15 protein-coding genes and 2 pseudogenes are annotated in these 18730 nt (G+C 57.6%); 5 read left to right on the top strand and 12 right to left on the bottom strand.

Features of this window, described 5'->3' with window-relative positions:
* Positions 1-90: 90 nt before the first annotated feature.
* Positions 91-168 (bottom strand): annotated as a pseudogene (locus tag ACOTZF_RS23585) (transposon DNA-invertase); the annotation flags it as partial.
* A gap of 125 nt (positions 169-293) precedes the next feature.
* On the opposite strand from ACOTZF_RS23585, the gene ACOTZF_RS23580 reads away from it, so the two are divergent.
* Positions 294-3179, top strand: a complete 2886-nt coding sequence (locus tag ACOTZF_RS23580; RefSeq protein WP_001138082.1) for a Tn3 family transposase — start codon at positions 294-296, stop codon at positions 3177-3179.
* A gap of 36 nt (positions 3180-3215) precedes the next feature.
* Here ACOTZF_RS23580 and ACOTZF_RS23575 read toward each other — a convergent pair.
* The 3 genes and pseudogenes from ACOTZF_RS23575 to fdhF all read right to left on the bottom strand — a co-directional run.
* Positions 3216-3395, bottom strand: a pseudogene (locus ACOTZF_RS23575) (sel1 repeat family protein); the annotation flags it as partial.
* Between the two features lie 121 nt (positions 3396-3516).
* Complete coding sequence (locus ACOTZF_RS23570) at positions 3517-3669, bottom strand: Hok/Gef family protein (RefSeq protein ID WP_013095084.1); 153 nt, start codon at positions 3667-3669, stop codon at positions 3517-3519.
* Positions 3670-3990: 321 nt separating this feature from the next.
* Positions 3991-6138 carry a formate dehydrogenase subunit alpha gene (gene fdhF / locus ACOTZF_RS23565; protein WP_080314636.1) on the bottom strand — a complete coding sequence of 716 codons (2148 nt, stop codon included), beginning with the start codon at positions 6136-6138 and terminating at the stop codon, positions 3991-3993.
* Positions 6139-6390: 252 nt separating this feature from the next.
* Here fdhF and ACOTZF_RS23560 point away from each other — a divergent pair, with 252 nt between their 5' ends.
* Positions 6391-7122: a response regulator gene (locus tag ACOTZF_RS23560; RefSeq protein WP_013095088.1), complete on the top strand. Its 732-nt coding sequence runs from the start codon at positions 6391-6393 to the stop codon at positions 7120-7122.
* Between the two features lie 4 nt (positions 7123-7126).
* Here the strand turns inward: ACOTZF_RS23560 and lpxO are convergent, their stop codons facing one another.
* From lpxO to ACOTZF_RS23525, 7 genes are all read right to left on the bottom strand, one after another.
* A complete protein-coding gene (gene lpxO, locus ACOTZF_RS23555) occupies positions 7127-8035 on the bottom strand; it encodes a lipid A hydroxylase LpxO (protein ID WP_038980839.1) in 909 nt (302 codons plus the stop codon).
* 142 nt (positions 8036-8177) lie between these two features.
* Positions 8178-9185 (bottom strand): carbohydrate kinase family protein, encoded by a 1008-nt coding sequence (locus ACOTZF_RS23550; RefSeq protein WP_038980841.1) that lies wholly within the window; start codon positions 9183-9185, stop codon positions 8178-8180.
* Positions 9185-10045, bottom strand: a complete 861-nt coding sequence (locus ACOTZF_RS23545) for a ketose 1,6-bisphosphate aldolase (RefSeq protein WP_095453729.1) — start codon at positions 10043-10045, stop codon at positions 9185-9187. The genes ACOTZF_RS23550 and ACOTZF_RS23545 overlap by 1 nt, the downstream gene beginning before the upstream one ends.
* A gap of 10 nt (positions 10046-10055) precedes the next feature.
* Complete coding sequence (locus tag ACOTZF_RS23540) at positions 10056-10742, bottom strand: D-lyxose/D-mannose family sugar isomerase (protein WP_013095092.1); 687 nt, start codon at positions 10740-10742, stop codon at positions 10056-10058.
* Positions 10743-10825: 83 nt separating this feature from the next.
* On the bottom strand, positions 10826-11767 hold the full coding sequence (locus tag ACOTZF_RS23535; RefSeq protein ID WP_129318031.1) for an ABC transporter substrate-binding protein: 942 nt from the start codon (positions 11765-11767) through the stop codon (positions 10826-10828).
* A gap of 28 nt (positions 11768-11795) precedes the next feature.
* Entirely contained in the window at positions 11796-12791 is a 996-nt protein-coding gene (locus tag ACOTZF_RS23530) for an ABC transporter permease subunit (protein ID WP_013095095.1), read from the bottom strand.
* Positions 12788-14308 (bottom strand): sugar ABC transporter ATP-binding protein, encoded by a 1521-nt coding sequence (locus tag ACOTZF_RS23525; protein ID WP_038418478.1) that lies wholly within the window; start codon positions 14306-14308, stop codon positions 12788-12790. Before ACOTZF_RS23525 ends, ACOTZF_RS23530 begins: the two co-directional genes overlap by 4 nt.
* Before the next feature lie 181 nt (positions 14309-14489).
* Here ACOTZF_RS23525 and ACOTZF_RS23520 point away from each other — a divergent pair, with 181 nt between their 5' ends.
* From ACOTZF_RS23520 to yjdP, 3 genes are all read left to right on the top strand, one after another.
* Positions 14490-16766 carry a hybrid sensor histidine kinase/response regulator gene (locus tag ACOTZF_RS23520; RefSeq protein ID WP_062729278.1) on the top strand — a complete coding sequence of 759 codons (2277 nt, stop codon included), beginning with the start codon at positions 14490-14492 and terminating at the stop codon, positions 16764-16766.
* Between the two features lie 120 nt (positions 16767-16886).
* Complete coding sequence (locus ACOTZF_RS23515; protein WP_013095098.1) at positions 16887-17510, top strand: GNAT family N-acetyltransferase; 624 nt, start codon at positions 16887-16889, stop codon at positions 17508-17510.
* A 78-nt stretch (positions 17511-17588) separates the two neighbouring features.
* On the top strand, positions 17589-17912 hold the full coding sequence (gene yjdP, locus ACOTZF_RS23510) for a DDRRRQL repeat protein YjdP (protein WP_013095099.1): 324 nt from the start codon (positions 17589-17591) through the stop codon (positions 17910-17912).
* Between the two features lie 52 nt (positions 17913-17964).
* On the opposite strand, the gene phnP is transcribed toward yjdP, so the two are convergent.
* Positions 17965-18723 (bottom strand): phosphonate metabolism protein PhnP, encoded by a 759-nt coding sequence (gene phnP, locus ACOTZF_RS23505; RefSeq protein WP_013095100.1) that lies wholly within the window; start codon positions 18721-18723, stop codon positions 17965-17967.
* Positions 18724-18730 lie beyond the last annotated feature (7 nt).

The raw sequence follows: 18730 nt of genomic DNA, 5'->3' as shown, positions 1-18730 counted from the left end.
GCTGAAAATGCCGGCCTTTGAATGGGTTCATGTGCAGCTCCATCAGCAAAAGGGGATGATAAGTTTATCACCACCGACTATTTGCAACAGTGCCCGCAAGGCGTCGTGCTGCAGGTCGAGAGACTGCGAGCCATCGGCTTTGGAGACGCGGGCATATCCGATCAGCATGTATCACAAACGTTGGTTTGAGGCGGCGCTTCGGCCACGATTGCATTGACCTCTGGAAATGTATCTCAACCAGCTTCATAAACAAAGCGTCTTGAACGCTATCAGATTTTGAAAAAGGAACATGTATGCCGCGTCGCGTCACTCTAACCGATCGGCAGAAAGACGCGCTGTTGCGCTTGCCGACTTCACAGACGGATTTGCTCAAGCACTATACGCTGAGTGATGAAGACCTTGGGCATATCAGGCTGCGTCGGCGCGCTCACAACAGGTTCGGCTTCGCCCTGCAATTGTGTGTCCTGCGCTATCCCGGCCGGGTGCTGGCTCCAGGCGAACTGATCCCTGCAGAGGTCATCGAATTTATCGGAGCGCAGCTTGGCCTGGGTGCCGACGATCTCGTAGACTATGCTGCCCGCGAGGAAACACGGCACGAGCATCTTGCCGAGTTACGGGGGCTCTACGGCTTCCGCACCTTCTCCGGACGTGGTGCGAGCGAGCTGAAGGAATGGTTGTTCCGAGAAGCCGAGATGGCGGTGTCGAACGAGGATATCGCCCGTCGCTTCGTAGCCGAGTGCCGACGCACCCGCACTGTCCTTCCCGCGACATCCACGATCGAGCGGCTTTGTGCCGCGGCTCTCGTCGATGCCGAGCGACGCATCGAGACGAGGATCGCCAGTCGGCTGCCTATGTCGATCCGAGAACAGTTGCTGGCATTGCTCGAGGAGACGGCTGATGATCGGGTGACCCGTTTTGTGTGGCTGCGCCAGTTCGAGCCTGGCTCGAACTCTTCGTCGGCCAACCGGCTGCTCGACCGGCTCGAATATCTGCAACGCATCGATCTCCCCGAGGATCTGCTTGCCGGCGTTCCTGCCCATCGGGTGACTCGTCTGCGCAGGCAGGGTGAACGGTATTATGCCGACGGCATGCGCGATCTCCCGGAGGACAGGCGGCTTGCGATCTTGGCTGTTTGCGTCTCGGAATGGCAGGCGATGTTGGCCGACGCAGTGGTCGAAACCCACGACCGGATCGTCGGCCGTCTCTACCGTGCTTCGGAGCGTATTTGCCATGCAAAGGTCGCAGACGAAGCGGGGGTGGTGCGTGACACCCTGAAATCCTTCGCCGAGATCGGGGGCGCCCTGGTCGATGCACAGGATGATGGCCAGCCGCTGGGCGATGTCATCGCGAGTGGGTCAGGGTGGGACGGCTTAAAAACCCTTGTTGCAATGGCAACCAGGCTGACCGCCACCATGGCCGACGATCCGCTCAATCATGTGCTCGACGGTTATCACCGCTTCCGCCGATACGCTCCACGCATGTTGCGCCTGCTCGATCTGCGAGCTGCGCCCGTTGCACTGCCGCTTCTGGAAGCGGTGACGGCCCTTCGTACCGGTTTGAACGATGCCGCGATGACCAGCTTCTTGCGGCCCAGCTCGAAATGGCATCGCCACCTTCGGGCCCAGAGGGCTGGCGACGCTCGCCTATGGGAGATCGCGGTGCTGTTCCATCTGCGCGATGCGTTCCGCTCCGGAGATGTCTGGCTTACTAGGTCCCGGCGCTATGGCGATCTGAAACACGCACTCGTTCCGGCACAATCCATCGCGGAAGGCGGTCGTCTCGCTGTGCCATTGCGGCCGGAGGAATGGCTGGCAGACCGGCAAGCTCGCCTCGACATGCGGTTGCGCGAGCTTGGCCGTGCCGCTCGCGCAGGCACGATCCCGGGCGGGTCGATTGAAAACGGCGTTCTGCATATCGAGAAACTCGAAGCCGCCGCGCCGACAGGCGCCGAAGATCTGGTGCTCGATCTCTACAAGCAGATCCCGCCCACGCGCATCACCGATCTCCTGCTGGAGGTGGATGCGGCGACCGGCTTCACCGAAGCGTTCACCCATCTGCGCACAGGAGCACCCTGCGCTGACCGGATCGGGCTAATGAACGTTATCTTGGCGGAAGGGATCAACCTCGGCTTGCGCAAAATGGCGGATGCGACAAACACCCACACCTTCTGGGAATTGATCCGCATTGGACGGTGGCATGTCGAGGGCGAAGCCTATGACCGGGCGCTGGCCATGGTGGTCGAGGCACAGGCAGCGTTACCCATGGCCCGGTTCTGGGGCATGGGCACGTCGGCTTCGAGCGACGGACAGTTCTTCGTCGCTACAGAGCAAGGTGAGGCCATGAACCTGGTCAACGCGAAATATGGCAATACCCCGGGCCTGAAAGCCTATAGCCACGTCTCCGACCAATATGCGCCGTTCGCAACCCAGGTGATTCCTGCAACGGCAAGCGAAGCGCCTTACATCCTCGATGGCCTGCTGATGAACGATGCTGGACGCCATATCCGCGAGCAGTTCACCGACACGGGCGGCTTCACCGATCACGTCTTTGCCGCATGTGCCATTCTCGGCTACCGGTTCGCTCCGCGCATCCGCGACCTGCCATCCAAACGGCTCTACGCGTTCAATCCGTCGGCCGCCCCGGCGCACCTGCGAGCGTTGATCGGCGGAAAGGTCAACCAAGCCATGATCGAGCGCAATTGGCCCGACATCCTGCGCATCGCCGCCACCATTGCTGCCGGGACCGTCGCGCCAAGCCAGATTCTGCGGAAACTCGCCTCCTATCCGCGGCAGAACGAGCTCGCGACAGCCCTGCGGGAAGTCGGTCGCGTCGAGCGCACCCTGTTCATGATCGACTGGATTCTGGATGCCGAACTCCAACGGCGTGCCCAGATCGGGCTCAACAAAGGCGAAGCTCATCATGCGCTGAAGCGGGCAATCAGCTTCCACCGCCGCGGTGAAATCCGCGACCGTTCCGCCGAAGGCCAGCATTACCGCATCGCCGGCATGAATCTGCTCGCCGCCATCATCATCTTCTGGAACACCATGAAGCTCGGCGAGGTCGTTGCAAACCAGAAACGCGATGGAAAGCTGCTATCGCCCGATCTCTTGGCCCATGTTTCGCCGCTCGGATGGGAACACATCAATCTCACCGGAGAATATCGCTGGCCAAAGCCTTAGCGTAGGATTCCGCCCCCTCCCGCAAACGACCCCTTTTGCCGCTTTCTCTGCCCACATCGCCGCCTGCTTGCTGTCGCCGGAGCTGAACCAGGTGTCGGCGAGATAATACTGAGCGCGTGCATCGCCCGCCTCCGCCTGTGCTTTGTACTGGCTGCCAATCTCATCGGCATGGACGAACGACGTAAAAATTAATAACAACAGTAAAAATGGTTTCATGGATTCTTATCATCTGGGTACACGCCGCGCAGTATAATCGCGGCCATAGAATAAAAAAACGGGTGCGTTAAGACCTCAGCATCCTGCAAGCCGGGCGGAACTGTCGTTCCGCCCGCAGAGGTTAGCCTGCAACGCAGGCTAATTTCGCCGCCACCTCCTGATGTTCACTCTTTATTGTCAGTTCGCATAACTTTCCGCGAGTAATAAAGGTAAAGATCACTATCGTCAGGCAGATAATAAATACAATGCCTAACGCAGTTTTTAATGGCGTCATGCCTTTTACTCCTTGTCAAAAAAAGAATAAGAGGCTACTCTCAACCTGTAGGTTGTTGAGGGGTAGCCTCGGGTAAATGAATATTTCCCGGGGCTTTCCACTTTCTGTCCCTCAACAATGCTCAAGACAGAAAGTCTTAAGCACCCGCCGCACATCTTATCCATCTGAATCAAAATGCAAAGATGTAATTCTTTTTCGTGCAATTTACATTATTTCTGCGAGCAGCTTTCAAGATTAATAATTGATATTTTTAATGAGTTAAGCGGAAATAAAAAGGGAGTGAATATTTCACTCCCTTTATTCATCAATTAAATAATATCATTATCCCATCGCACTTTCGCGCAAGCGGGCTTTCAGCTTGTTATATTCGTCGATCACATACTGTTCCGCAGCGTGCTGATCCGCAATCGGCTCCACGCGTACGGCGCAGTACTTATACTCCGGCGTTTTGGTTATCGGGCTTAAGTTCTCCGTCACCAGTTCGTTACAGGCGCCAATCCACCACTGGTAGGTCATGTACACCGCCCCTTTGTTGGGACGATCGCTGACCTGCGCACGGGTAATGATCCTGCCTTTACGCGAGTTCACCCATACCAGCGCTTCGTCTTCAATGCCAAGACGTTCAGCGTCGGCGGTGTTGATCTGTGCATAACCTGGCTCATCCGCCAGCGCTGCCAGCGCCGCGCAGTTGCCGGTCATCGAACGGCAGGAGTAGTGGCCCACTTCACGCACGGTGGAAAGCACCATTGGATACTCATCAGTGAGTTTATCAATGGGGGCAACCCAGTCGCAGGTGAAGAACTGTGCCAGCCCATTTGGGGTGTCGAATTTCTCTTTAAAGAGATACGACGTGCCCTGGTCGGCCTCAGACTCATCCCGGCACGGCCACTGGATATACCCCAGTTCACCCATTTTTTCATAGGTTGCACCGTAGAAGTCCGGACACAGATGCCGCAACTCGTCCCAGATCTCCTGAGTGTTGTTGTAGTGCATCGGATAACCCATGCGGGTGGCAATTTCGCTGATGATTTGCCAGTCGGTTTTCAGATCCCACTTCGGCTCCACCGCTTTAAAGAAGCGCTGGAAGCCACGGTCTGCCGCCGTGTAAACCCCTTCATGCTCGCCCCAGGACGTTGACGGTAAAATCACATCCGCCGCTGCCGCGGTTTTGGTCATAAAGATGTCCTGAACAATCACCAGCTCCAGATCCTCAAACCCTTTACGCACCGCAGAGAGCTCAGCATCGGTCTGGAGAGGATCTTCGCCCATGATGTAAGCCGCCCGCACTTCACCATGTGCCGCCCGGTGCGGCAGCTCGCTGATGCGATACCCGGTGTGCTCCGGCAAACTCTCCACGCCCCACGCTTTGGCAAACTTCGTGCGGTTTTCCGGGAACTTCACGTACTGATAGCCCGGATAGGTGTCCGGTAGCGCGCCCATATCACAGGCACCCTGCACGTTGTTCTGACCGCGTACCGGGTTCACGCCGACGTGTGCCTTCCCAAGGTTGCCGGTCAGCATGGCGAGGCTGGTCAGGGAACGCACGGTTTCCACGCCCTGATAGAACTGGGTCACGCCCATGCCCCACAGAATGGCGGCGGTTTTCGCCCCGGCGTACATCCTTGCTGCCTGACGGATCTCCTGCGCGCTGACGCCGGTGATTGCTTCGACAGATTCTGGCGTATAGCCTTCGACAATTTTTCGATACTCTTCAAAACCTTCCGTACGGGTGGCGACAAACGCCTGGTCGTAGAGGTTCTCCTCAATAATGACGTGCCCCATGGCGTTCAACAGCGCGATGTTCGAGCCGTTTTTCAACGCGATGTGCATATCTGCAATACGTGCCGTTTCGATTTTGCGCGGATCGCAGACGATGATTTTCGCCCCGTTCTGTTTGGCGCGAATAACGTGGTTCGCGACAATCGGGTGAGAATCCGCCGGGTTATAGCCAAAGATAAAGACGAGATCGGTGTTGTCTATCTCGTTAATTGCATTACTCATTGCGCCGTTTCCGACCGACTGGTGCAGACCTGCAACCGATGGGCCGTGTCAGACGCGAGCGCAGCAGTCGACGTTATTGGTTCCGATAACGGCGCGCGCGAATTTTTGCATTACATAGTTAGTTTCGTTACCCGTCCCGCGTGATGACCCGGTGGTCTGGATCGCATCCGGGCCATATTTAGCCTTAATGGCGCTCAGGCGGGTGGCGACGTAGTCCAGCGCCTCGTTCCACGAGACGGCTTCCAGCTTGCCACCGCGTTCACGGCGGATCATGGGGGTTTTCAGGCGCGGGGTGAGGATTTGGGTATCGTTAATAAAATCCCAGCCGTAGTACCCTTTCAGGCACAGCGTGCCCTGGTTGGTTTTCCCCTGTGCGGCCTCCGCCCGGACGATTTTGCCGTTATCGACCACCAGGTGGATCTTGCAACCTGAGGCACAATAAGGGCAAACCGTGACGACTTTTTTCATCAGTCTGCTCCAGTTAATCATTTCGCAGCCATAATGCAGCTTTTATGCCATGTTTTTAGTGTGGGTATCACTCGACTTTACGGGCGTTCTCCCGGCAAAACCCTGACGAAAAGCAGGCAATCGTCAAAATTGACGTGTCGAAAAGGCAGCGGATGTGACATGGGTTGTAATTCCGTCACGTAAAAATCCATTTGGCTGGAGCCGGCGGCAGAATAGTTCAGACTTAACATAATCCCCTGACGGAAGCATGCGATGAAACCGGCGATTCTGGTGGTTGATGACGATACGGCAGTGTGCGAGCTGCTGCAGGATGTGCTCAGCGAGCACGTCTTTACGGTGCTCGTCTGCCATAACGGACAGGACGCACTGAACCGGGTTCATCAGGAACCGGGAATTGCCCTGGTCCTGCTGGACATGATGCTGCCGGATATCAACGGCCTGCAGGTCCTGCTGCAGTTGCAAAAGCAACGCCCGGATCTGCCGGTAGTGATGCTTACCGGGCTGGGCAGTGAGTCTGACGTGGTGGTAGGGCTGGAGATGGGTGCCGACGATTATATTGGCAAACCGTTTAATCCGCGTGTGGTGGTCGCCCGGGTTAAAGCCGTGCTCAGGCGTACCGGAGCGCTGGCGGCCGACACGCCCGCGCCACGAGTGGCGGGCATTGCTTTTAATGGCTGGACGCTGGATACCACCCGCTGCGAACTGATCGATCCGCAGCGTAACCCCGTACCGTTGACCCAGGGTGAATACGGCCTGCTACTGGCGCTTACCCAGAACGCCCGCCGGGTACTGAGCCGCGAGCAGCTGCTTGAGCTGACCCACAGCGAAAGTGCCGATGTGTTTGACCGCACCATCGACGTGTTGATCATGCGCCTGCGCCGGAAAATCGAAGCCAATCCGCACCAGCCCGCATTAATCAAAACGATCCGCGGGCTGGGCTACGTCTTTGCCGCCGATGTCTGTCATCCCGATAGGGCGGCGTAAGTGCTTACGTTATGGCAGCGACAATAAGCGCGGCGAAAATCGCCGTGATGACCATGTACTTCAGTGCGTAATAGAGCTTCCGATTACGCTTCTTCAGACGCTGACCGCGTTCTCGCCCGGCGTGCACATATTTGAAGATACGGTTGATTCCCCCGGTGCGGTCGTTATCGTCATTGGGGGAGCTGGCCGCTGACATCAGCGTTGTCCCGACCCAGTGGTTAACCGCCTGCGCCCAGCGCCATTTCATCGGACGTTCGATATCGCAGAAGAGAATAATCCGCGTGTGATCCGCTTTATTCTCCGCCCAGTGCACGTAAGTTTCATCAAAGATGACAGCCTCACCGTCACGCCAGCTGTGGCGCTGCTGGTCAACCTCTATAAAGCAGCGATCGTCATTTGGCGTGACCAGGCCTAAATGGTAACGAACCGAGCCGGCGTAGGGATCGCGATGCTTGCCGAGCTTCGCGCCCGCCGGGAGTTCGGCAAACATTGCCGCTTTCACGGACGGGATCTCACTCACCAGTTGTGTCGTAACGGGGCACAGGGTCTGAGCCGAGGGATGCGCATCGGCATACCATTTGAGGTAAAACCGTTTCCAGCCGCGTTTAAAGAAGGTGTTAAAACCGGCATCGTTATGATTTTGTGCCGCCTTAATATGATCCTGCAAACGCAGCGCCTCTTCGCGAATGACCTCCCAGTTTTCCGTCAGTTTATTTAATTCCGGAAAGCGCTCGGTTTCAAAAAAGGGCTGTCTGGCGGGCAGCGAAGAGAACGCCGTCATAAACATATTGATGGGCGCCATAAAGGTGGAGTGGTCGAAAAGTTGACGGGAAAGCGTCTGTTTTTCTTTGCCGCGCGAATGCGCATAAATAACACTGATAATAAATATAGCGATGATAATTGCTGCGAACATTTTTCCTTGTCCTCTGTATCTCTCATTTCGGAAAAGCGTGTGGGCAATATGTTGCCCACGCCGAATGTGCCAGACGCAGAGAGTGTAGTTCGGCTATGCAAAATTCATAGAACTGTAATCAAAAATCGCAATTTTTGTTAATTTAGGCGTTGCTCTCCTGAATAAAGCGCGTCAATTCCTCCAGCGTTTTTGCTCCATCAATGGCATTCGCGGCCAGCAGGCTTGCCCGGGCGCAGGCATGCGCCAGGTAAATACTCTCTGCCAGCGGCAGCGATTCATGACAGCCATATAAGAAACCGGCACAAAAGGCGTCGCCCGCGCCGACGCTGCCAATAATCTCCTCCTGAGTCAGCCTCCATGAGGGGATCCAGCGTCCTTCTTCGTTTGCGGCTTCTCCCCAGGCACCTTCCGGGCAGTGGATCACCACCCGTTGCCGGACGCCTGCCGCCAGCAGCTGCGCGGCGGCTTCAGCGATGTGGGCAACGTGCGGTGCGTCGTTGCCGTCGCGCATCTCAAGGCCGCTAAATTCTCCGGCTTCCAGTTCGTTAATGACCAGATAATCGAGATGACGCAGGGCAGGGAGGACCAGCGGCTGATAGCGCGGATCGCCCTTACGGGAGACCAGATCGAGCGAGGTTTCATACCCCTGTTCGCGCATCTGCGCCAGCAGCCGTGCGCTGCGGGTGCCGTATTCGTCATCTGGCATATCCAGACTGTCGAGCAGCAGCAGGTAGCCGAGGTGGAAGATTTTCATTGTGCCGTCGAGACGGTCAAACGCGGGGAGATCCAGCAGGCGGTTGGCCCCGGGAGAGTGGAAAAAGGTGCGCTGTCCGCTGGGGTCGGTCATCACCTGCGACATGGAGGTTGGCGCAAAGGTGGTGCGCTGTACACGCTGCCGATTGACGTGATACTGGTCGAGCATCGCCAGAATGTAGTCCCCGTCGCTGTCTTCGCCAATCAGCCCCACCGCCTGCAGCGGCAGGCCGACGTGCATTTTCGCCAGCGTCAGCAGGACGTTAAGCGGCGCGCCGCCGGTGGAACGCTCGCTGTGGGTAATTTCTGCCAGCCAGCCGCGTTCCGGCCATTGCACGATCTGGTGAACGTGATCCACCAGCATATTGCCCGCGGCGATGACCCCTTTGCGTTCCATTATGCCTGCCCCGCGCTGCCAAAGATGCGCATCTGTTCGGCGACCGTATCGGTAATCGCCTCTTCTATGCCCAGCAGCAGCTCGGCAAACTCATCGTACAGCGGCTGGCGGTTGGCCATACGCTGCTCAACGGCGGAAAGCGCGGCCTGGGACATGCCGGTATAGAAGTTGATTTTATGAATACCAAGTTCAATGGCGCGACGAAAATCAGCATCGCTGATCCCGGAGCCGCCGTGCAGCACCAGTGGCAGCCCGGTTTGCTGGCGAATGGCGTCCAGACGGGGGAAATCGAGCTTCGGCTCGCCCTTGTATTTGCCGTGTGCGTTGCCAATGGCGACGGCCAGCGCGTCAATGCCGGTTGAATCGACAAATTCCCGTGCCAGCTGCGGGTCGGTAAAGTACGCTTCATCCGCATGGCCGTAGAGCGCTCCGCCTTCATCGCCACCGACGGCACCTAACTCTGCCTCCACCGACACGCCCACCGCGTGACACATCTTCACCACTTCACGCGTCTGACGAATATTCTCCTCGTAGCTCAGTGTCGAGCCATCGAACATCACGGAGCTGAACCCTAAGCGCAGGGCGCGCACCACGGCGTCAAAGTGCAGGCCGTGGTCGAGGTTGAGTACCACGGGGATCGCGTGGCGGGCGGCTTCGTACTTAACCGCTTCGACAAGCGGCTCCAGTGACACATATTTAAAATGCACTTCGGCGATGTTGATGATAAAAGGCGAGCGCTCCAGCTTCGCCGCGGCAAACAGGGCGCGCAGGAAGTGGGTGTCGAGAACGTTGAACGCGCCCAGCGCGTAGCGATGTTGCCTGGCGTGCGCAAGACCGTCGGCAAGAGAAATCAATGGCATCATTTACCCCTTATATCCGAAACAGGTTGTACTCGTTGCACAGTACCAGCACCGCCGGTTCGTCTTCTTCGATGTTGTTATAGCGGGCAACGGGCTGCAAAAAGTGGTTGTCGTGTTCATCGTCATTGACCGATGACACTTCGCCCACCAGCACGTCGCCAAAACCGCGTTCACCCCAGAAACTGTGGTACAGGCCGGGCGTCAGACAGATGCTCTCCCCTGGTGTAAGGCGCAGCTGGCTGCCGGGTGCGTGGGTCTGCTGGCAACCGTCTATCGTGACGGTGACGTCCGTGTTTTCGGTCTCTGCATGTGCACCGGCATTCCATAACTCAATAATGAGATTTCCACCGCCGCGGTTGATGATGTCCTCCCGTTTGCGCCAGTGAAAATGCATGGGCGTGAGCTGACCGTCGCGGACGTGCATGATTTTTTCGGCGTAGCATTTTTCATACGGCGTGCCGTTTGGTGAGCCGTTGCGCAGGGTAAACAGCGTGAGCCCCTGCGCGGCAAAGCTGCTGCCGCCAAAGGCCGTTACGTCCCAACCGAGCTTAAGATCAAACACTTCCTGCCAGGCGGCCTGATCGAGCTGTTGCCATTTTGTGGGTGGGAAGCTGGCAAAAGGGGGGAGATGCACGTCGTGCATGGAGAAAAACTGCCGCGTGTGGCCGAGGATTTCGTTGATTTCGGAGCGTTTCATGGGGACTCCTTGTGTTTTTTGTCGGCCCAGTCCCCTCTCCCTGTGGGAGAGGGTTAGGGTGAGAGCATCGGGCCGCACAATTGTTACTTAACCGTCCACCCCTTATACGTGCCGACGTTCTTTTTATCGATCATCGTCACCGGGATCAGCACAGGCTCTTTCGGTGCCGGTTTGCCCTGTAGAATGTCATAGCCGATCTCAACCGCTTTTGCCGCCATGACCTGCGGATCTTGTGCTGGCGTCGCCACAAACAGGGAGTTTTCCCGCTTCAGGGCTTCTTCGCCGTCCGGGCTACCGTCCACACCAACGATAAAGAACTCGTTGCGTTGCGCTTGTTTCGCCGCCAGATCGGCACCGATCGCGGTCGGATCGTTAATCGCGAAGACGCCATCGATCTTCGGATTGGCCGCCAGCAGCGAGGTCATGACTTCCAGACCCCCTTCACGGCTGCCCTTGGCGTTCTGGTTATCGGAGAGCACTTTGATATCCGGGTGTTTTTTGAACTCGGTCTGGCAACCTTCCACACGGTTCTGGACGGCAGAGACCGGCGGTCCGTTGATGATCACTACATTGCCTTTGCCGTTCAGGCGGTCGGTGATGTACTTACAGGCCATTTCGCCCGCCTGGGTGTTATCGGAGGTGATCGTCGCGTCTGCTCCTTCTGCCGCCACGTCAACCGCGACCACCACGATCCCGGCCTCTTTCGCGCGTTTCACCGCCGGGCCGATCCCTTTGGAATCTGCGGCGTTGAGGATGATCATGTCCACTTTGGCGGCAATAAAGTTGTCGATCTGCGCCACCTGCTGACCCAGATCGTACCCGCTGGAGACCAGCGTCACTTTGACGTTATCCCCCGCCAGCTTGCGCGCCTCCAGCTCGGCACCTTTGGTGATCTGCACGAAGAACGGGTTGGCCAGGTCACCCACCGTTACGCCGATGGACTTCAGATCTTTCGCCTGCGCAAACGGTGTTGCGGCAAGCAGCGTGCCAGCACAGAGCGCGGTCACTAAGGGCTTCAATCTCATGCTCTCTTCCTCACGTAGGGTATTGTTGTTATGCACTTTGATGGTGTCGGGTACGGTATTTGTCGATCAGCACCGCAATGATGATCACCGCCCCTTTGATCACCAGTTGCCAGAAGTAGGAGACGCCCATCAGCGTCATGCCGTTGTTGAGGGTGGCGATAATCAGCGCCCCCACCAGCGTGCCGGTGATCGTGCCGATCCCGCCAACGAAGCTGGTGCCGCCGAGGATCACCGCCGCAATCGCATCCAGCTCGTAACCCATGCCCAGGTTTCCGTTGGCGCTGTAGAGGCGCGACGCGCTCATCACACCGCCTAACCCGGAGAGCAGGCCGCTCATGCCATACACAAACAGCAACACCAGCCAGACTTTGATGCCCGTTAAGCGTGCCGCCTGCATGTTGCCGCCTACCGCATAGATGTGAACGCCAAGCGTGGTGCGACGCAGGATAAACCAGCACACCACAATCACCGCCAGGGCAATCACCACCAGCCACGGCACGGGGCCAAGATAGTTATTGCCTATCCACTCAAAATTGATGTTCGAGTTAATCACCGTCGTGCCATCGGCCAGCAGGTACGCTGCGCCCCGCAGTGCCGTGTAGGTGCCGAGGGTGACAATAAACGGTGGCAGTCCGGCAAAGGCCACCAGCGCGCCGTTGAACAGCCCCAGCACCAGGCCGAGCATCAGCGCGGCGGGAATAGAGAGCCCGGCGAATTCCGGTATTAACGACACCACCATCGCGGCGACCGCCGTGGTACCCAGAATCGACCCGACGGAGAGGTCAATCCCCCCGGTCAGGATGATGAAGGTCATCCCTGCCGCCAGCACGATGTTGATCGACGCCTGTCGGGTAATGTTGAGCAGGTTGCTTTCGGTAAAGAAGTTAGGAGCGATAAAGCCAAAAACCGCCACGATCAGGATGAGAATGGGCAAAATGCCGACCGTTTGCATCAGATCGCTCATCAGCATTTTTTTGGCGGAGGCAGATTTTGCCACCTGCTGCGGATGGGTTGGAGTTGTCATAGTTGCACCGCCTGATGATGTGAGTCGTTCACGCCGGTTGCCAGCGTCATGATGTTTTCCTGAGAGATGTCGTGTCCATGGAGCTCCCCGGCGATGCTGCCTTCACGCATGACATAGACGCGGTCGCTCATGCCCACCACTTCCGGCAGTTCGCTGGAGATCATCAAAATCGCCACGCCCTTGCGCGCCATCTGGTTCATGATGCGGTAGATTTCGCTTTTTGCGCCGACGTCGACACCGCGCGTCGGTTCGTCGAGGATCAGAATACGCGGGCCAATTGCCACCCAGCGGGAGATCAGCAATTTCTGCTGATTACCGCCTGACAGACCGCCCGCGCGGACCTGTGCGTGAGGCACGCGGATATTCAGCAGGGCGATGGCATCGTCAGAAATGGACTGCGCTTTTTTGCGGTTAAGCATGCCGAAGGTGGCGTCGCGCTCCAGCGTCGCCATGGTGATGTTCTCCTGCGCCGCCAGCTCCAGGAACAGCCCCTGCTCCTTGCGGTTCTCGGTAAGAAAACCGATCCCGTTTTCAATGGCCGCGCGCGGGGAGTGGATCACCACCGGCTCGCCGTCCACTTCAATCATTCCGCCGGTGGCTTTACGTACGCCAAAGATGAGCTGTGCCAGCTCGGAGCGACCGGCACCGACCAGCCCCGCCAGGCCGACGATTTCCCCTGAGCGCACCTGCAGGCTGCAGGGTTGGACTTTTTTACCGTCGGTGAGGTGATGCACGTTAAGACGCGGGTTGCCGAGCGGGATATCGCGCTCTTTGTTGAACAGATCGCTTAAGGGACGACCCACCATCATTTTCACCAGCTCAGATGCGTTCAGTTTGTCGCGCGTCAGGCTACCGACGTATTGCCCGTCACGCAGGACGCTGACCCGGTCAGAGAGTTCGTACACTTCCGCCATGCGGTGGCTGATATAGATGATCGCCATCCCTTCATCCCGCAGGCGCAGGATCAGCTCAAACAGACGATGGGTTTCACGCGAGGAGAGGGCGGCAGTGGGTTCATCCATCACCAGAATGCGGCTGTTACGGTGCAGCGCGCGGGCGATTTCCACCTGCTGTTGTTCAGCGATAGTCAGCTTCATCACCAGGTCGGTGGCGTTGAAGTTTGCACCCAGACGGTCGATGACCGCCTGAGCCTGGGCGGCCATCTCTTTACGCTGCACCAGTCCGCCGCGCGAGAGTTCGCTGCCAAGAAAGATGTTTTCCGCAACCGTCAGGTTGGGGGCGAGTTGCATCTCTTGATAAATCAGGGTAATGCCTGCGGCCAGCGCATCCTTCGGGCCTTTAATGTGATACGGCTGACCGTCAATCAGGATCTCGCCGCTGGTCGCGGTGTAGGCGCCCGCGAGGATCTTCATCAGCGTGCTTTTTCCCGCGCCGTTTTCACCCATCAGCGCGTGGATCTCACCGGGAAAGACCGTCAAATCCACACCCTTGAGCGCGTGGAAGTTGCCAAACGTTTTGGCAATGCTGCGCATCTCCAGTACCGGGGTTCTGCTCATGGCGGATCTCCTGTGAAGGTTGATATCTGCACTTCATCACAGGTGCGTAAATGCAAAATGTCAGAAGCCGTTCATATTTGTCATAGTTATGAATAGCTAATCGCCGTCACATTTCTCTTTTCCCTCTGCCTGTGGGAGAGGGCCAGGGTGAGGGCACCCATTTGCAGAGGAGCCCAATCCCATGCCATCACGCTCGCCGTTCTTCGCCAGTGCCCGCGGTCGTCTGCTGATCTTTAATCTGTTGGTGGTGGCGGTGACGCTGATGGTCAGTGGTGTGGCGGTGCTGGGTTTTCGGCATGCCAGCCAGATCCAGGAACAGGTACAACAGCAGACGCTGGATGACATGACCGGCAGCATGAACCTCGCCCGTGATACCGCCAGCGTGGCAACCGCGGCGGTTCGGCTTTCGCAGGTGGTGGGGGCGCTGGAATACAAAGGAGAGGCCGAGAGGCTGAAGCAGACCCAAATGGCGCTGCGGCACTCGCTGGAACAGCTCGCAGATGCGCCCTTAGCGCAGCAGGAGCCGGGGCTGGTGGCGCGCATTATTCGTCGCAGTAATGAGTTACAGCAAAGCGTGACGGGCATGCTGGAGCGCGGACAGCGGCGCCATCTGCAGCGTAACGCGCTGCTTAGCTCGCTGTATCAAAGCCAGAGCTATTTACGCCATCTGCAGGATATTAACCGTCGGTTTGGCAGCAACATCCCGGATGCGCAGCAGCTTGCGGAAATGGACAGGCTGATTCTCGCCGCCATCGATACCCCCTCACCGCGCGCCACCCTACAGCAGCTGGACGCCGTTAGCGCAACGTTGCCCCATCGCGCGACGCAGCCCGTGGTGAATCTTGTTCTGCCCGATTTCAACGACGAGCTACGCAGGCTTGCCCCGCTGTCAAAGCAGCTTGAAGAGAGCGACCTGGCGATAAGCTGGTATATGTTCCACATCAAGGCGCTGGTGGCGATATTAAACAGCGATATCAATCAGTACGTTGAGCAGGTGGCGGAGGCTTCCCGGCTGCGTACGGCCCAGAGTCATCAGGAGCTGCGGTCCATCAGCGTGTTTATCAGCATATTCGCCGTACTGGCGCTGATCATCACCGGTTGCGCCTGCTGGTATATCTACCGCAATCTGGGCTCCAACCTGACGGCGATCTCCCGGGCGATGTCGCGTCTTGCCCACGGCGAGCAGGACGTTTCGGTGCCCGCGCTGCAGCGGCGTGATGAGCTGGGAGAGCTGGCTCGCGCGTTTAACGTCTTTGCCCGCAATACCGCCTCGCTGGAGCACACCACCCGTCTGCTGAAAGAGAAAACCTCCCAGATGGAGATCGACCGCATCGAGCGTCAGGGACTGGAGGAGGCGCTGCTGCACAGCCAGAAGATGAAGGCCGTTGGTCAACTGACGGGCGGGCTGGCACATGATTTCAACAACCTGCTGGCGGTGATAATCGGTAGCCTGGAGCTGACCGATCCCGACTCCAGTGATGCCCCACGTATCGCCCGCGCGCTCAATGCCGCCGAGCGCGGTGCGTTGCTGACCCAGCGTCTGCTGGCTTTTTCCCGCAAGCAATCCCTGACTCCGCATGCGGTAGAGATGAAACCGCTGCTGGAGAATCTCAGAGAGCTGATGCGCCACTCCTTGCCCGCCACCCTGAGCCTGGAGATAGAGGCTCAATCCCCGGCCTGGCCGGCGTGGATTGACGTTGGCCAGCTCGAAAACGCCATTATCAACCTGGTGATGAACGCCCGCGACGCGATGGAGGGGCAGACGGGCGTGATTAAGATCCGCACGTGGAATCAGCGCGTCACCCGCAGTGACGGGCGCAGGCAGGATATGGTGGCGCTGGAGGTGATCGACCGCGGCAGCGGTATGACGCAGGAGGTCAAATCCCGGGTGTTCGAGCCGTTCTTCACCACCAAGCAGACCGGCAGTGGCAGTGGGTTAGGGCTGTCGATGGTGTACGGTTTTGTGCGTCAGTCCGGCGGCCGCGTCGAAATTGAAAGCGCGCCGGGACAAGGCACCACCGTGCGGCTCCATCTGCCGCGCTCAACGCTGCCCGTCGTCCCTGAAGATGAAACGCACTCTGCCACCGCATCCGCTGAAAACGAACGGCTGGTGCTGGTCCTGGAAGATGAGGCCGATGTTCGTCAGACCCTGTGCGAGCAACTGCATCAGCTTGGCTACCTGACCCTTGAAGCGGAAAGCGGTGAGCAGGCACTGAACATGCTGGCGGCCTCGCCGGATATCGGCATGTTTATCAGTGATCTGATGCTGCCGGGCAGCCTGAGCGGGGCGGAGGTGATTAACCACGTGCGCAGCCACTACCCGCAACTGCCGGTGTTGTTGATCAGCGGTCAGGATTTACGTCCGACGCACAACCCGCAGTTGCCGGATGTAGCGCTACTGCGCAAACCGTTTACCCGCGTACAGCTGGCGCAGGCGCTGCGGAAAATCAGCGCTTAAACAGCGAATTTAGGATTTCATCAAGAGCCTGAGTAAAGTCGGCGATGCTAATCTGCGCAAAATTTAGCGGATTAAGATATAAAGGGAATTATGCCGGTACTCACAAGAGGGGACTCACAAATGATCGTGATGCCTACAACGTACAGCCCGAATACGGTTGCCAGGTCATTTACGCTCGTAGATGAATTTGAACTCTCCGGTCGGGTGTTACATGTCATTTATGACAGCCAGACGCCCCGGGCTGCAATTATTGAAGCAGATATCGAAACCTTTGATGGCGTTCCCCGGCATCGGGTTGTTGCTGCTCTGGATTTACAGCATAAAGCCCATCTGGGAAAGGACATTATCGCAGTCGAACGATGCTGGGAAGATACTCGCGTTGTCCAGGTAGAAGGCATTTGTGTCGATCCTGCCGAACGAGACAAAGGGCTGGCGACTCGTCTCTATGAAGCGTTGGTCTTACATTGCGGCGTGACCTTAATCAGCGACTTCGAGCAATATGAGGGTGGAAAGATGCTCTGGCAGAAAATAGCCCGTGAATCCGACCAAATCGCTGTTTTTGTACTCGACACAGAGCAGGGAGCATTCTGGCCTTATGATGGCAGCAAGGTGATATATGACGGAGGATGTATTCCTGAAGACCGCATCTGGAGTCATTCTCCGGACCAAAAATGCTCCGGGATTGTGCTGGTCGCAGAGAATAAACAGCGAGTGCGTCAAATAATGGAAGCGTCGCCTCGCTAAAGAATTTGAGATTCCTCCGCTACCTCTCCCGTTTGCGGTTAATTACCGTAAGGCCAGTTCACCTGCGAGTCTGGCCTTATGAAACGTTACTCTACCGCTCTGTTATTTGGTCTGCTGTCACTCTCCAGCCAACTGGCGCATGCCGATGTGATTGATGATGCCATTGGCAACATTCAGCAGGCGATCAACGATGCCTATAACCCCGGCAGCAGCCGCAGCAACGATGATGACGATCGTTATGACGATGACCGTCGCATTGATAGCCGTCAGTATGACGACCGCCGTCGGCAGCTTGAAGACAGACGCCGCCGTTTAGACGAGCGTCAGCGCCAGTTAGATGACGACAGACGACGCCTGGAAGAGGATGAGCGGCGGTTAGAAGAGGATTACGATCGCGGTTAAGTGCGGCCTGTTGCCCTTACCTCAACCCTCTCCCACGGGAGAGGGAGAAAACCTAATCCAGCACCAACACCATGCCGTCATATCCCGCTTCGATGCCGTCCGGCAGCGGGTTATCCATCATCCACACGTCAAACTGATGGCTGATATGGGTCAGGATCACCTGCGGGCAGCCAATCACCTCGTTCAGTGCCACCACGGTGTTTAAATCGCAATGGTTGCGCGGCGTCTGTGGGCGCGGTTCATGGCTACAGTCGATGATCATCGCCTGTGGCTGGTTGTTGAGCAGAAATTTCACCGTTTTCTCCGGCAATCCGGCGGTATCAGAGAGCCACGCCACGCGGCTGTGGGCGGACTCCAGCAGATAACCAAAGGTGAGCTTCGAGTGGTTGAGCGGCAGCGGCGTCACCCGCAGGCCCTGCAGCTCAAACATCACAAACGGCTCCAGCATATGGCTGAAATCCAGAATGCCCGGGTGTTTGAAGAGATCGTCACATCCGGCTTCATCCGGCGGGCCGTAAACGGGGATCGTCGCGCCAACGCCCCAGCGCAGGGGAAACAGCCCCTGAACGTGATCCATATGGTAGTGGGTCAGCAAAAACTGCTGAAAGCTGCCGGCTGGCCAGTCGTCCATCAGGTGCGGAATACCCGCGTCCAGTAGCGTCACCGCATCATTGAATTTGACGGCCGCGCTACAGGGCCGACGACGATAATTCTCCTGCAGACGTGCCCGGCGGCATGCCGCGCAATCGCAGCCAAACACCGGGACCAGCTGGGCACTGCCGGTGCCCGTTAACGTGATGGTCAGACTCATCGTGCAC

Origin of the sequence: Enterobacter cloacae complex sp. SHL021, from assembly GCF_049237765.1 — a bacterium.
In the GTDB taxonomy this organism is placed as follows: Bacteria; Pseudomonadota; Gammaproteobacteria; order Enterobacterales; family Enterobacteriaceae; genus Enterobacter; species Enterobacter cloacae.
This window is presented reverse-complemented; position numbering and strand designations above follow the sequence as displayed.